At 41.4% G+C, this 13,645-nt stretch carries 12 protein-coding genes and 2 tRNA genes; 4 read left to right on the forward strand and 10 right to left on the reverse strand.

From position 1 onward, the window contains the following. Positions 1 to 49 precede the first annotated feature (49 nt). Positions 50 to 1,267: a DUF445 domain-containing protein gene (locus tag F936_RS16610; RefSeq protein WP_171061279.1), complete on the forward strand. Its 1,218-nt coding sequence runs from the start codon at positions 50 to 52 to the stop codon at positions 1,265 to 1,267. 66 nt (positions 1,268 to 1,333) lie between these two features. Here F936_RS16610 and F936_RS16615 read toward each other — a convergent pair whose 3' ends face one another. After that, the gene (locus F936_RS16615; protein ID WP_005049072.1) at positions 1,334 to 1,771 is read right to left on the reverse strand and encodes a DoxX family protein; all 438 of its coding nucleotides are present in this window, start codon (positions 1,769 to 1,771) and stop codon (positions 1,334 to 1,336) included. 194 nt (positions 1,772 to 1,965) lie between these two features. Between F936_RS16615 and F936_RS16620 the strand changes: the two genes are divergently transcribed. Next, positions 1,966 to 2,607, forward strand: coding sequence for a DedA family protein (locus F936_RS16620; protein WP_004640509.1), 642 nt, complete (start codon positions 1,966 to 1,968; stop codon positions 2,605 to 2,607). A gap of 7 nt (positions 2,608 to 2,614) precedes the next feature. Here the strand turns inward: F936_RS16620 and F936_RS16625 are convergent, their stop codons facing one another. The 5 genes from F936_RS16625 to F936_RS16645 all read right to left on the reverse strand — a co-directional run bounded on the left by F936_RS16625 (position 2,615) and on the right by F936_RS16645 (position 5,449). Beyond that, entirely contained in the window at positions 2,615 to 3,205 is a 591-nt protein-coding gene (locus F936_RS16625; protein ID WP_004640507.1) for a LysE family translocator, read from the reverse strand. A 214-nt stretch (positions 3,206 to 3,419) separates the two neighbouring features. Beyond that, complete coding sequence (locus F936_RS16630) at positions 3,420 to 3,806, reverse strand: hypothetical protein (RefSeq protein ID WP_004795328.1); 387 nt, start codon at positions 3,804 to 3,806, stop codon at positions 3,420 to 3,422. Between the two features lie 10 nt (positions 3,807 to 3,816). Then, positions 3,817 to 4,659, reverse strand: coding sequence for a ParA family protein (locus F936_RS16635; protein WP_005049075.1), 843 nt, complete (start codon positions 4,657 to 4,659; stop codon positions 3,817 to 3,819). A 77-nt stretch (positions 4,660 to 4,736) separates the two neighbouring features. Next, positions 4,737 to 5,129 carry a SirB2 family protein gene (locus F936_RS16640; protein ID WP_005037496.1) on the reverse strand — a complete coding sequence of 131 codons (393 nt, stop codon included), beginning with the start codon at positions 5,127 to 5,129 and terminating at the stop codon, positions 4,737 to 4,739. 11 nt (positions 5,130 to 5,140) lie between these two features. Beyond that, positions 5,141 to 5,449 carry a BolA family protein gene (locus F936_RS16645; protein WP_004640501.1) on the reverse strand — a complete coding sequence of 103 codons (309 nt, stop codon included), beginning with the start codon at positions 5,447 to 5,449 and terminating at the stop codon, positions 5,141 to 5,143. A gap of 230 nt (positions 5,450 to 5,679) precedes the next feature. Between F936_RS16645 and F936_RS16650 the strand changes: the two genes are divergently transcribed. Further along, a tRNA-Gly gene (locus F936_RS16650) sits at positions 5,680 to 5,755 on the forward strand. A gap of 45 nt (positions 5,756 to 5,800) precedes the next feature. Next, positions 5,801 to 5,876, forward strand: a tRNA-Gly gene (locus tag F936_RS16655). 172 nt (positions 5,877 to 6,048) lie between these two features. On the opposite strand, the gene F936_RS16660 is transcribed toward F936_RS16655, so the two are convergent. Genes F936_RS16660 through F936_RS16675 form a run of 4 tightly spaced genes read right to left on the reverse strand, consistent with a single transcriptional unit; the run spans position 6,049 to position 13,629 of the window. Continuing rightward, entirely contained in the window at positions 6,049 to 6,810 is a 762-nt protein-coding gene (locus F936_RS16660; RefSeq protein ID WP_005049078.1) for a 4'-phosphopantetheinyl transferase family protein, read from the reverse strand. Then, positions 6,810 to 8,663, reverse strand: a complete 1,854-nt coding sequence (locus tag F936_RS16665; protein WP_005049080.1) for an alpha/beta fold hydrolase — start codon at positions 8,661 to 8,663, stop codon at positions 6,810 to 6,812. Before F936_RS16665 ends, F936_RS16660 begins: the two co-directional genes overlap by 1 nt. 53 nt (positions 8,664 to 8,716) lie before the next feature. Continuing rightward, positions 8,717 to 9,991 carry a hypothetical protein gene (locus F936_RS16670; protein ID WP_005049084.1) on the reverse strand — a complete coding sequence of 425 codons (1,275 nt, stop codon included), beginning with the start codon at positions 9,989 to 9,991 and terminating at the stop codon, positions 8,717 to 8,719. Further along, positions 9,988 to 13,629 (reverse strand): outer membrane lipoprotein-sorting protein, encoded by a 3,642-nt coding sequence (locus tag F936_RS16675; protein ID WP_005049086.1) that lies wholly within the window; start codon positions 13,627 to 13,629, stop codon positions 9,988 to 9,990. Before F936_RS16675 ends, F936_RS16670 begins: the two co-directional genes overlap by 4 nt. Positions 13,630 to 13,645 lie beyond the last annotated feature (16 nt).

Genomic DNA, 13,645 nt, shown 5'->3' on the forward strand with positions numbered 1-13,645 from the left:
CCCCCTATCAAAATCAATAGAAATCCAAGGAACAACAATGCTTCAAACTATGATTGCAGATTTCCAGCAACATTTTTGGTTGTATATCTCTATTCCTTTTATGAGTGGTTTAATTGGCTACATCACCAAGGTGATTGCCATTCAGATGATGTTTTCACCACTTGAATTTAAAGGCATTAAACCATTTCTAGGTTGGCAAGGCATCGTGCCACGCAAAGCCGAGAAAATGGCAACAATCGCTGTTGAACTGATGACAGCCAAGCTCATTAAACCTGAAGAAATTTTTGCCCGCCTAGATCCTAAACGCATTGCTAAAGAAATAGAAAAACCATTGCTGGCCGCAGCTGAAGATATTACCCGTGATGTTGCGCAAGAATATCAGCCTGGGTTATGGGAAGGCATGCCCGAGTTTGCTCGTCAAAGACTGATTCGCCGTGTGCAATCAAAAGCACCCGAGATTGTTGAACATATCATGGGTGAAGTACAACGTGATGTGAACCGATATTTTGATATTAAACATCTGGTTATTAGCAACTTGCTTAAAGATAAACGCCTACTCAACAACATTTTTAAACGAGTTGGCAAACAAGAATTTAAATTTTTCAGTAATGTCGGATTTTTCTTCGGTTTTGGTATTGGTGTGATCCAAATGTTTTGCTGGATCGTCACGCAAGGAAAATACCCATGGATGCTTCCAATGTTTGGCGGCTTTGTGGGTTTTTTCAGTGACTGGATTGCACTGCAAATGATGTTTAGACCTCTTTATCCTAAAAAAATATTTGGTTATACATGGCAAGGGTTATTTATCAAACGTCAAAATGAAGTTGCAGCCGATTATGCTGCGCTCATTTCTAAACAGCTTCTGACTTCACGTCATATGATGGAAGAATTATTTTCTGGTACACATTCTGATCGTGTTATTGATCTGGTTAACCGTCATGTAAAACAAGAAATTGATATGCAAGCTGGTGTTATTCGCCCATTGGTTGTATATGCAATTGGCGGAGAAAAATATCAGAATATGAAATCGCAAGTTGCTGAACGCATTATGCAACGGCTTCCAGAGACTATGAAATACGTAGAGTCTTATGCAGAAGATGCCATGAATATTCGTAGTACTTTAATTGAACGCATGCAGAAATTAACGCCTTCTGAATTTGAAGGCATGTTACGCCCTGCATTTAAAGAAGATGAGTGGTCCTTGATTGCCGTAGGTGCTGTACTTGGTTTTGTTGTTGGGGAATTACAAATTCAGTTCATGCTCTAATTTTCAAATCATAGAAATAAAAAAACCGGATGAGTTGATCATCCGGTTTTTATTTTGTCTTAAATATTATTTTTCAATTGCATGATCCAGACTAATACGACCAGCACCATGAAGCATCAAGAAGAATAAACCGCCCGCCATTGCAAGGTTTTTCATAAAGTGAATACCGTTGTTATATTGCGCCGCTGCATCAGCACCACCTTGGTGGAATAAAAAAGCAGTAAGAATACTAAAGATCCCAAGCCCAAAAGCCGCAAAGCGTGCTTGGAAACCAAATAACAAGGCTAAACCACCACCGAACTCAACCAAGATAACTAAAGGAAGAATTCCAGCTGGAACCCCCATTGCTTCCATATATCCAGCAGTTGCTGCATAACCGGTAATTTTTCCCCAACCCGCAACAAGGAAGATATAGGCGATAAGAAAACGCGCAACAAGGCTAATGAAACTGTCTGCGCCTGATTGCGTTACGATATTTTTGACCACTACATTTGGATTAAACATATTGCCACCTTTATTTAAATGCTTATTTATTGATGAGCTCATTCTAGGTTTGGGACATTGATAATTAAATACTCAAAATCCATATATATCGTTGCATAAACGAGATGATCAATTTGTATTTTTTTGATGTTTTATACTGACTTTCTATAGGCTCACTGCTAGGATTTGAGCACGGTTTACCACTTGCTCTTATCATGGAACTTCTTGATTTTATTCTACACGTTGATCAGCATCTCGCCGAATTTATTATAAATTACGGGACGTGGATTTATGGCATTTTATTTTTAATTATTTTTGTTGAAACCGGTTTAGTGGTTATGCCCTTCTTACCGGGAGATAGTTTGCTATTCGCGGCAGGTGCTTTAGCTGCATCTACAGGTGCGATGGATCCATGGGTATTAGGCACTCTACTCTTCATTGCCGCTGTTTTAGGTGACACGGTAAACTACCATATTGGACGTTTTATCGGTCCACGTGTGTTTGAAATGAACTCTCGATTCATTAATAAACAGCACTTAGTTAAAACTCAAGAATTCTTTGCTCGCCATGGCGGCAAAACCATTATCTTTGCTCGTTTCATACCATTTGCCCGTACCTTTGCACCTTTTGTTGCGGGGGCTGGTAGCATGAACTATAAGTTTTTCCTAACTTATAACATTATTGGCGCATTCTGTTGGGTCGCTTCTTTTGTAACTTTAGGCTACTTATTTGGAAATATGCCAATCGTTAAAGATAATTTTACCCATCTTATTTTTGGCATCATTATTATTAGCGTTTTACCAGGCATCATCGCATTTATACGTGAAAAACTAAAAAATCGAAAAACCAACGTTTGAGATTAATTTAGAAAAACCGGAATACCACTGGAAGCATACATAAAATAAGTAACATGGCCGATCCTTTATATAAATGATCGGCTTTTATTTTTTTGATTGGACCCGTTAACAATGCCCGTCCAAAAATCATCCAGAAACTTGCAGCCGGAATTAAGATCAATGAAAAAACACCAAACACTATGAGAAAATTTTCAGGCGAATTCCATGCTTCAGCAGGAAAGATCCCCGCTGCAAACAACAAAGCTTTAGGGTTTTTTAAGGTAGATAAGAATAATTGGCGGGGGCGAATATTACGGTGACTTTGACTGAACTGTTGTAAATGGGTGTTCTTCCATAAGTGAAAAGCAAGCCAGAATACATAGAACACACTCGTAATATGCAAAATGAGTAGCAGTGCTGGCCAAATTGGAGCAGCTAAATGAATAAATACAGCCCAAAAACTAATCCCGTAGGCATAACCTAACCATTCCATTGGAATAAGCCAGAATGCTTTAGATAAACCCTGAGAATGAGCAGCGGTTGCAAGTAAAGCATTTGTCGGCCCCGGAATGAGCAAAACAGCCAACATTGCCAATACAAAAAACCAACTCTCAATCATAAAGTTTCCACAACATCCAAGATGGGGCCACCTTAAACGATATAGGCAAAATATAGCAAGTTTATGAGGTCTTTTGATTATATAAAATACAGCAGTTATTAAGCTCGAAAATTTAAAATATATTGATTTATATTAATTTTATTATGAAACATTTTGCTAAACTTTATTCATCACAATATGCTTTAACTAGCATATTGTGATGCGAAATTGACTATTAATTCGTCTTTTTTCGAACAATAATCGGACAGTTTTTGAATTGAGCAGCCTGAACTATTGCTTCTTGCTGACCTAACACACGTGAAAGCTCAGTGTTTTTCGTTGAAGAAGATTGTCCCATATTTACAGAGATGGATGGACCGAATCCCCAACCGCCTCGTCCCCAGCCACCACCGAGTCCAAGTCCAACACCCATACCGGTACTTTTCGGAGTTTGTACTCCATTATCGATATATTGTTGAATACGGTTATATTCACTTTGTAGCTGTTGGCAGCCCAAAGATTGATATTGTGTCGGAGACACGTAAGTCGGTTTTACCGTCGTCGCACAAGCGCCTAGTAATAAAGTGGCTGCCACCAAAGGCGCAATATATAAGCCTTTCATCATTTTTCTCTTATCGTTTTGGTTCAATCTCACCAAACAATGTCTCATAAGCTTGAGTCAATTTATGTTCTGGTGCCAAATGAGCCAAAGGTAAATTTTTCTGATGCGATTCTTTCATTAAAACCGAAGGCGGTAACATGCTATTAAGTACAGGCAACCCTTCATCTTTCAACTGCTGAACCACTTCCCGAGGTAATTTTGCTTGAGCTTGAAATTGGTTGACGACAATTCCTTCAATTTCCAAGCGATCATTATGATCATCTTGCGTTTCGAGAACATTTTCAATCAATGTTTGTAACGCGCGCTTTGAAAAGACATCACAATCGAAGGGAATTAAGACTTTATCTGCTGCTATCAGTGCTGACAAAGTAAAAAAGTTAAATGCAGGTGGTGTATCTATATAGATACGATCATATCGTCCAATTAAGTTTTGAATTGAATCACGTAATTTATAAATTTTATGTTTACTTTCAAGTGCATGTTCAAGGGCACCAAGTGTTGAGCTGGCAGGAAGCACGTCTAATTTTGCAAAGGGAGTTGAGTGTACAAAGCTATCAATATCTTTATTTCGCGGGGCTTTTAAAATCGAACCTAACGCATTACCGATTAAACCCTTTTGTTGATTGTTTCCCAACACATCATCAAAGAAATTTTCGATATTTGGTTCTATAATTGATTTTTCAGCAGAATAAGTTGCGTCATCCCCTAAAAGGTACTGACTAGAGTTGGCTTGAGGATCAAGATCAATGACCAATGTCCTTAAGCCATGTTTGGCACTAATTGCGGCCAAATTTACAGTAATACTTGATTTCCCTACACCGCCTTTTTGGTTAAACACCACACGAGTTAACATGTTTCCCTCTGCATATTTTTTTTACTGTACGCAGTTTAACCTAGAGCTTAAGCAAAAAGGCAAAGAATGTAGAACAATTAAGCAAAAACAGGCTTCACAATCACTAAAATAATAATAGCAATAAATGCGATAGCGCTAATCATTAAACCGGCCCTACGTTGCGCTAATAAAAGAGTGTCATCTTTTTTAAAGGCTTTCATAAGGGAAGATAATAAGACTAAAAATAGAATAATTTTAGCGTAAAACCACGGTTGTACCTGAAAGTCTTTCATGACCAATAAAATTGCGCCAGTAATAAAAACTACGGTAAATGATAGATGTTGTAAGGCAACTAATATTTTACGTCCCGTCGGATTTGGTTGTTCGCCTTGCACCCCCACAAACAGAGTCGAAGCGCGTAATACAAAAACCATAAGTGCGGCAGCCACCGCGGTCATGTGAATAATTTTAGTTAGTAAATGTGCATCCATGGAATTAACCCTTAGCTTTTAGGTGCATGTGCACATTCTGGGCTAGCAGGTGCCTGACCTTGCCACTCACTTGGTAAATAAGCATGAATTGCTAAAGCATGAATTTGCCCTGGATTCATTAAGTCTGAAGCTAAGGCATAAACTTTTTGATGACGTTGAACCAAACGTAATCCATTAAATTCATCGCTCACTACAATCACTTTAAAATGTGATTCTTTACCTGGGAAATAACCACCGTGTCCGGCAGACTCATTGATGACTTCCAAATGGCTGGGTGCAAGGGTCTGTAACCGTTCAATCAATTGTTGTTCAAGGCTCATAGCTTTTCCTTTTACGATTATTCGTATATTTGAACCTAGTATACCCTGTCTGCACACAAACAAAAGTTGCTCTTGTACGCTTTGGCTTCAAACAAAATGTCTATTTATTCGGCAACTTATCGATAAAAATACTTCTAAATACTCATTTCTGTTTTTATTTTATGCAATCAGCATAATTATTTGCATAAAGTTGTTGACCCATGTTTCGCTTAATGTATTATAAGCGGCACGCGGGAATAGCTCAGTTGGTAGAGCATAACCTTGCCAAGGTTGGGGTCGCGAGTTCGAGTCTCGTTTCCCGCTCCAAATTGGTTTTTTTTGAGAAAGTTTTCGTAAAAACTGCTTATATATGCGGGAATAGCTCAGTTGGTAGAGCATAACCTTGCCAAGGTTGGGGTCGCGAGTTCGAGTCTCGTTTCCCGCTCCAAATTTAAAAAGCCCTAGTCGAAAGACTGGGGCTTTTTTCTTTTTATTGATTCATAATTTTTACGGTCTGCCTATTCACAGCATACTTTATTGAGAATGGCATGGCTCGGCTCAAGGCTAAGTATTTCATTACTAGATTCACATTTTTAAATAGTCAGTTATAACGATTCAATCTAGTTATATTTGCAAGGCATTGGAGTTATTCGATGCATAGATATAAATGGTAATAATTGAAAACAATCCAGATTAAATTTTTCTAGGCTACGACTTTGTTGTAAACATATAGAAAAGATAAAGTCGGAATCATACATATAGCTTTCAAAATAATACTTTTCTGTCTTTTGAGCATTATTGGTTGAGTCGAGAAACTGTATACGTTCGGACAACACATGAAAGTTGAGCATCTTTAAATGACGACTCATTCCATCACCAGTACATTTGATATAAGCCTCTTTTAGCGTCCAAATTTGAAAAAACCGCTGATATACACTGAATGGATCAGTTGCCTCATTCCCCTTAATCCATTCAATTTCACTCGGTGCTAACACACTATCCACACGCATCCAATCGAACTCACGATCTACTCGTTCAATATCAACCCTTATTTCCCCGTCTTCAGTCACAGCAAGGATAATAACGTCCGCTGAGTGAGTAAGATTAAAATACACAGCCTTGCTGCCTTGTACAAAAGGCTTGCCGTTGGGATGTAATTGGAGGTTGACCTCATAGGGTGCGATACCTAGTTTATCTGCCAACACAGACTTCACTAACACACGAGAAATCAAGAAAAGACGAGCCGCTTTAGGGTGATATTGATCATATCTCAGCTTTTCTGCCTCGTTGAGAAAGCCGAGATAATGACTCAATACCAAATGGTCTTGTGGTACCCGTAAAACTGGGCAGACATAAACCTGTACTTGGGCACTATCAGACATTAGGAAGCTGTAGTGCTGATGTATTTCGTCAGAACTGGCGCAAGGTAGTCATAAACCGCGTCTACATGTGTGACGTGTGGATTATGGCCTGCACCAGCTATGATATGTACAGGGATATCAGGATTTATTCTAGTAACCATTGGGTCGTTTTCTCCCACAATGATTTCAACTTTAGAGCTAAGCTCATTTAACAAAGCTGTTTGAGTTGCACGCTGCTGCGGCAAACTAATGCGATGCATATACTCACTAATATGCTTGGCTACCGACACTCGACGCAATGAATCCATCGCATAACCAACAGACGGATTCTGTTGCCCATCTGGATGCAAGTCTTTAGCAATCACATCTTTTGGTACAAAACGAAAAATAAGGTTAGAGAGGGTTTGTATCCGAAACATTTTAGCGGCCTGCGCCTGAACAAAATAAGGCGATATGAGGATAAGGCGTGCAACTTTATCTGGATATTTCTTTGCAAGATTCAATGCAAAAAGACATCCTAACGAATGCGCAATAACAACACTATTTGGCGCTAAAAGCTTTGCAGCAGTGTCGATAAACTGACGGTTATTATCTTCCATCATCTCATAACTACCTGAACGTCCAAGTCCCGGCAGGTCCATCATAGCGACTTGATCGTATGTGATTTTATTGACGATTGGAGACCAGCATGCACTATCGAATGGAATCCCATGTAAAAATAATGCAGATGATTTTTCTGATTTAACTGGTTGTTTAGTATAAATTTCTGTCCAATATCGACTCTGATAGCCAAAACCACTAGGTGTAGGTACTTGCCTGCGACCAAACCGTGTAAGAACCAAGCGATCAATCCAGCGAGAGAAATAAGGACTGATATTGATCAGGTCCGCAATCCCCATCTTCGCTGCCATCGTCTCTGCCCCAGCAACATGATAGTGCTCAGTAGAAATGAAAGAGAGTTGCTCTTTAGAACCGTCAAGTAATACCTCAGGTAATTTCTGGAGCAGAACTTTGGGTACTTGTAAATGTGGTGAGCTGACGCCTAAGTGCTCGGCAGCTAGGTGAACTAGGCTATGAAATTTCGGTGTCGCAGGATCGAGCAGCATATACTCCTGAGCAATGGTCTCAGGATAAGACATCGTTCGGATCAGGAAGCTCACGATATACTGCATATTGCACAGCGGCAGGAATGTGTCACGCCCACCAGGCAATGCCAGCAGACGCCCCTGATATAGCTTATCAATCATATCGGCGACACCTATATACTGCATATCACCATAAGTATAAAAACCATCAATGACTGTCGCTGGATTTATTGCAGTCCATGGCACATTTAAACGCTTACAGGCCTCAATGAAGGCTTGATAACCCAAAATTTTCGAAGCCTCATAGCCACCATGTTTGCAATACAACTCATCAGCCGACTCTTGCGGTGGAGCAGCCACACGATATCCGCCAATCCAGATGAATCGCTCAAGCTGCTTCAATGTTGCAGCCCATTCAATCAAAGCGAGTCCTGATTTAATGTTCGTACGCTCTGCTTCAGCTTTGCTAATGCCCCAATTAAATGAAGCAGCAAGATGATAGACAACATGGATCTTTGCCTGAGCATCCGCTAGCAGAGAGTCCAGCTTAAAGTCACGGCTTAAATCATATTCAACAAACGAAATAGATGGATCAACTAGCCCTTGCGTTGCAATGAAACCTAACAGCTTATCTTTCTTGGTTGCGGCATTACGCAGCGCAGCAATCACCTGATGACCTTCACGTAAAAGTTCAACGATCAGTCTGCTGCCAATAAAACCAGCTGCACCTGTTACTAATATGGTCTTCCGTGAAAAATTATCTTTTTTTGCGTTATTTAAATTATCCATAAATCACCTTATTAGGGACTGGGCACTCCAGCATTGTTTTGGAGCGAATTATCTTAAAAATTATATCGAATCTGGGCATACACCAGACTGTTATCTCTAAATTGTCCTAACACCGTATCATTTTTACCCCAGAAGCGATCTCCACCTGCATTCAACTGCCAGTGATCATTGAGGCTGTAATTAATACGTACTCTCAACAATTCATTAGGTTCTGGTGCAAAATAGAATCCCGTTACTTCCAGCTTTAGATTATCGTTCAGCAAGTTAAGTGCATAGCGCAGCATAGCTCCATACTGATCCTGCTCATATTGGTCACTGATTGTTTGCTGATAACGGTAAACTTCTCTCAATAATGGATTTGTTAGGCTGTCGGCAGATCTAAAGTCCTCCGTATGTTTGTACACGCCTACTAAACTCAGCGTGGAGTTCTTTAATGACAATTCCGGTCCCATGACCACAGTTAAATTATTTTTCTTATGTGAAAGATCTTCGCTGCCATCCGAGTCTGTCTTTGTATACGCAGCTTCACCTCGCCACACGAGATCGTTATGGTTATAACTGAAATCAAAGCCATACACAGACATAGGATTATTTTTCAGCTGCAATGTTGCCTCCCCTGTTGGAGATGCAGAAAGAACTGACAGATCGGGCATGTGATCCAAACCTGAGAAATACGATGCCCCAACATCTAGACCATCCACAGAATAATCCCAGCGCATTGCAAATGCAGGACGGCTCTTACGGTCTATGTCATACTGAACACCAGCAATTTGACGCAATGGAATCACATCTGAACGACTACGCGGATACCACAATGCCGTCCATTTATTGGTTCCAGATTCAGGAATATACGTCAATTTGAGAGCATCATTTCCAAGACGTTGATCTGTCTCATCTGGCACCAGACGCGTATAGTCACGGGGCGATAGGTTATCCGTTGGGTTAATCCCATCAGCTCTCCCCCAGACTACAATCTGGCGACCAACGTCGAGATAAACCGTCTGATCCCAGTTATAAGATGCGTACAACTCACGTAAGTTGCGATTCACCTTACTCACCTGATCTGGGTTTACAGTGTGGTCCGTTTCGTCTCCAATATTTATGTCGTAATGGATCTTAAACTCAGGGTTAAACTTGAGCGTACCATTGGACCAGAAACTTGCTTGCCCAATGTTTTTTAACGAGCTTAGATCACGATCCGATGACCAAACATCTAATCTGGCTGAGTTCTGGCTCACAAAACTAATTTCGCTGTCATCTGCATGAGCATGCTGCAGTAGCATAAAGCTACTGCAGCATGCAAATACCCAATAGGCACCTTGCGTCATTTTTCAAGGCTCTGCGGTGAGAAAATCTTATCAGATAAGGTTTTTTCTGCGACAAAATCACTGACGATAACTTGTGTCATATGCTGAGTTTGCAGATTCTTTGCCATAGATTTCATGGCCTGCCATCTTGGTTTCACTTTGCCGTAAGGACGGATATCCGTGAACTCAATATGTTTTAACGGCTTACCTGCTGTATCCCAAATGTCGATGGTTGCTGTAACAAAGTTGTCTTTGAGTATGCACATGCGACGTTTGCTATAACCAAAGTCACTCTTCACTGTATTATTGATTGGCGTTGCTTCAATCATGTAGCAATCTTTACCATTAAATTTGCCATCTGCAAGTTTAGTGTACTTCCAGTCACTTAACTTATAGCCAAGTACATCACCATAACTAAAGTCCGTACCGATAAAGGCATCACCCTTATTCGCCGATGCAAGACGGCGCACTTTTTTCAATGCAGGCAAATAGACAAACATGCTATCACTGCCTTTTGAGTTCTCAATCAACAGTGTCGTGGTTCCTTGTACATCTGCAGGCGAGATGAATTCGGTCAAACGCATATTATTTTGAGTATTCCCAGCCAGTTTGGTCATGTTTTTAGTCAGACGCACACGTTGATCGCCATTTTTAGAGGTCAACACAAACTTGGCACTGGCAGTTGAGCTCAGAAATTTAGAAGCATCATCACTACGATTAACAATATCTTGAACTTCATCTGCATAAGATGTTTTAGGCATCGACATTGTGAGCGCCGTACCCAACAAAAGGCTTGTCACGACAGTTTGTGCAACGGTAATGTTCTTCTTATTTGAGGGAAAGATAAAACGAGGTTTCAAGATTAGAATCATTGTAGGTACCATAATTAAGGTTGCAAATACACTGAAAAGCATCGCAATCACAATAAACATCGCTAGCCATTGATGGACGTGGAAGCCTTGTGACAAGGACAGCACACCGTAACCACCAGCAACCGCAGTCGCGACAAAAAGAGAAGCCTTACCAGCAGTACTTAAAGTTTTACGAATAGCGTCTTTGATATCGCCCCCTTCTTCGCGCAAGATTTCACGCAAGCGATAGAGGAAGTAAATGGCATAATCTGCACCAATACCAACAGCCATGGCCGAGATGAGGGAGTTCGGAATATTGAGTGGAATGTCGAGCCAGCCCATCACACCAAAGATCGCAAGAATCGAGAATAGAAGTGGTGTCAGGACAATTAGTCCCGCTGAAAGTGAGCGGAAGACCAGCGCTGAGATAAAGAATACGGCAAATGAAATCTGTAGAATGTTCATGAGCTTGCCGTGAACCATTGTTTCAGTCAAAGCAATGGTCTGAGTCACATCACCACCAAAACTTACGACAGCTTTATCGCCCAACTGACCCGCCATATACGTTTTTAGCGACTCAAGAATTTCTTTGATGCGATGATTACTACCCGTTTTCAGCAGAATCGTGATCTTGGCATAGCGCTGAGTCGTATCAATGTAAGATTCAAAATCAGTCGGCTCACCAGACATTGAATACAACAGCAGATACTGAGCAACAACATCTTTGGTTGCAGGGACCTGAAATGCCTGTGGCTGATCAGCATTCATTGCCTGATTCATTCTCTTGATATAGTCCACGATAGAGATTGTTTTACCGACCTCTGGAATTGAATTCGCGAACTTTTCTGTATTATCAATCGCTTTTAGGATTTCTGGGTTTTCAATACCATCACGAACTTTAGTATCGACCATGATGTAGAGACTGTTTGTGCCACCAAGAGACTGATTCAGAAACCTGTCGTCTTGCTGCATCGGTAAGTCGCGCGAGAAGAAGTTGCGGCTATCGTTATCCACCACAATACGGCTTGTGCCAATAGCAAGAAAAACACCCAGTACTGCAATCACAGTCATTAGCATCATTCGCGGACGAACTGACAAAATGACATCGCCAATGCGTTTTGGAATCCAGTCCCAAATCGGCAAACCTTTGCGTGCGACCTTGGTAACCGAAGGTGGTGGTAGCATCGAGCGAAGTACAGGAATAAAAGTCATCTCAATGATCAGCGTACTGATGATCCCGATTCCTGTAAAAATACCGAATGAACGGATGGTCGGAATATTAAAGGTCAACAGCGAGAAGAATCCAGCCGCTGCAATTCCGCCAGCCAATATCATAACTGGACCAACACGAACCATAGACTGCACCACGGCTTCACTATTCGCAGCTTTAGGTTCCATACCTTGGGCAGTCAGTCGATCAAAGTCTTCATAGTATCGCTTGAGCAACTGCACGGCGTGCCCTGCCGCAATGGCCAGAATCAGAATAGGTGTAGGAGAGTTAAAAATATCCATTGGCTGTTTGAACAGACCCATCATACCCATACCCCATGCCACAGCCAGTAAAGCTGTAACTAGTGGAAGGATCAAACCCTGCTTACTGCGGAATGCTTCGAAGTGCAATAACCCAATGACCAGTATGGCAATCGGGAACAAGATATTGATCCGTTTAGAGTAATCTTCAGCTTTATCCAAATAAACAGGATTGCCGCCGACACTGATGGTCATATCCTTAGACTGTTCAGCCGCTACGATTTTGTTGATCGGGCCCATCATCTTTTGGAAGCCCTCTGGGCTTTCCTCAAGCTCAAGCAAAATAGCAGCAGTTTTCTGATCTTTAGATACGACCGAATTCATGTAGATTGGATTCAGCGCCAACAGTTTTTTCAGCTGATCGACATCACTTTCGGTCACAGAACTGTTCGGCAGTAGTTTCTTAGCATCAAATCCATCCGAATTGGCCGTGATCCCTTTGGCCTGACGTGCAGCCAGACTCATCAAGGTGGATCGAACCACACCCGGTGCATTATCCACTTCTTCGGTAATGCGTTTGACTTTTTCTAACACTTGCGGCTGATAAATATCACCCTGCTTCGGTGTAATACCAATCACGACCATATACTTGGAGCCGAATTTCTTTTCTATCAGCTTGGTCGAGGTGATATAAGGATGTCCTTTGGGCGCAAGCGCATCTGGGTCAATAATAATTTTCACGCCAGATGCGAGATACGCCAGTGCAATCGTCAAGAGCATCACCACCGTCAGTACAATACGGCGATGTTTGAGAATCCAACGCGCATATTGTTCCATCACCTGATGAGTCTTACGGCGTGGTTTATTGGTCTCGTGCGTCTGCTTACCAACCGACTCATAGGCTTCACCCTTCTGAGCCAATGCTTCAAGATTAGCAACATCTTTCTTAAACTGGGCGAGGACCATCTTTTTTAGCAGTGCTGGGGGCAATACACCAAAAAAGCTGCCTGGCTCAGCCTCAAACACCCATTCAATCCATGTACCTTCTGGATGTGGTTTGAAGCGGTAAGTACCGGTGTAGTGAAAAGGTCCTTCCACTACTTTAAACGCATACAATTCGTTCGGTACGAAATGTGTGATTTCACCTTTAAAGGACATCTCACGTCCAATAAAGCTAAAACCGATTTCATACTTACTGCCCACACGCGGAGTATTGTCTAGCAGTTCAGAATGCTTACACGACAATTGCCAGCCTGCATCATTGGCCGGATTTGCAAGATAGTTGAAAACCTTGTCAATCTCGGCCGGTATGAGGAAAGCATGTTCTATGGTCACCATAGTGGTTCTACCTTCT

The sequence above is a fragment of the Acinetobacter calcoaceticus DSM 30006 = CIP 81.8 genome (assembly GCF_000368965.1).
Lineage (GTDB): Bacteria > Pseudomonadota > Gammaproteobacteria > Pseudomonadales > Moraxellaceae > Acinetobacter > Acinetobacter calcoaceticus.

Bases quoted from the DNA above. Each gene is read 5' to 3' on its own strand.
- F936_RS16610 (WP_171061279.1), top strand. From the start codon at position 50: ATGATTGCAGATTTCCAGCAACATTTTTGGTTGTATATCTCTATTCCT.
- F936_RS16615 (WP_005049072.1), bottom strand. From the start codon at position 1,771: ATGTTTAATCCAAATGTAGTGGTCAAAAATATCGTAACGCAATCAGGC.
- F936_RS16620 (WP_004640509.1), top strand. From the start codon at position 1,966: ATGGAACTTCTTGATTTTATTCTACACGTTGATCAGCATCTCGCCGAA.
- F936_RS16625 (WP_004640507.1), bottom strand. From the start codon at position 3,205: ATGATTGAGAGTTGGTTTTTTGTATTGGCAATGTTGGCTGTTTTGCTC.
- F936_RS16630 (WP_004795328.1), bottom strand. From the start codon at position 3,806: ATGAAAGGCTTATATATTGCGCCTTTGGTGGCAGCCACTTTATTACTA.
- F936_RS16635 (WP_005049075.1), bottom strand. From the start codon at position 4,659: ATGTTAACTCGTGTGGTGTTTAACCAAAAAGGCGGTGTAGGGAAATCA.
- F936_RS16640 (WP_005037496.1), bottom strand. From the start codon at position 5,129: ATGGATGCACATTTACTAACTAAAATTATTCACATGACCGCGGTGGCT.
- F936_RS16645 (WP_004640501.1), bottom strand. From the start codon at position 5,449: ATGAGCCTTGAACAACAATTGATTGAACGGTTACAGACCCTTGCACCC.
- F936_RS16660 (WP_005049078.1), bottom strand. From the start codon at position 6,810: ATGTCTGATAGTGCCCAAGTACAGGTTTATGTCTGCCCAGTTTTACGG.
- F936_RS16665 (WP_005049080.1), bottom strand. From the start codon at position 8,663: ATGGATAATTTAAATAACGCAAAAAAAGATAATTTTTCACGGAAGACC.
- F936_RS16670 (WP_005049084.1), bottom strand. From the start codon at position 9,991: ATGACGCAAGGTGCCTATTGGGTATTTGCATGCTGCAGTAGCTTTATG.
- F936_RS16675 (WP_005049086.1), bottom strand. From the start codon at position 13,629: ATGGTGACCATAGAACATGCTTTCCTCATACCGGCCGAGATTGACAAG.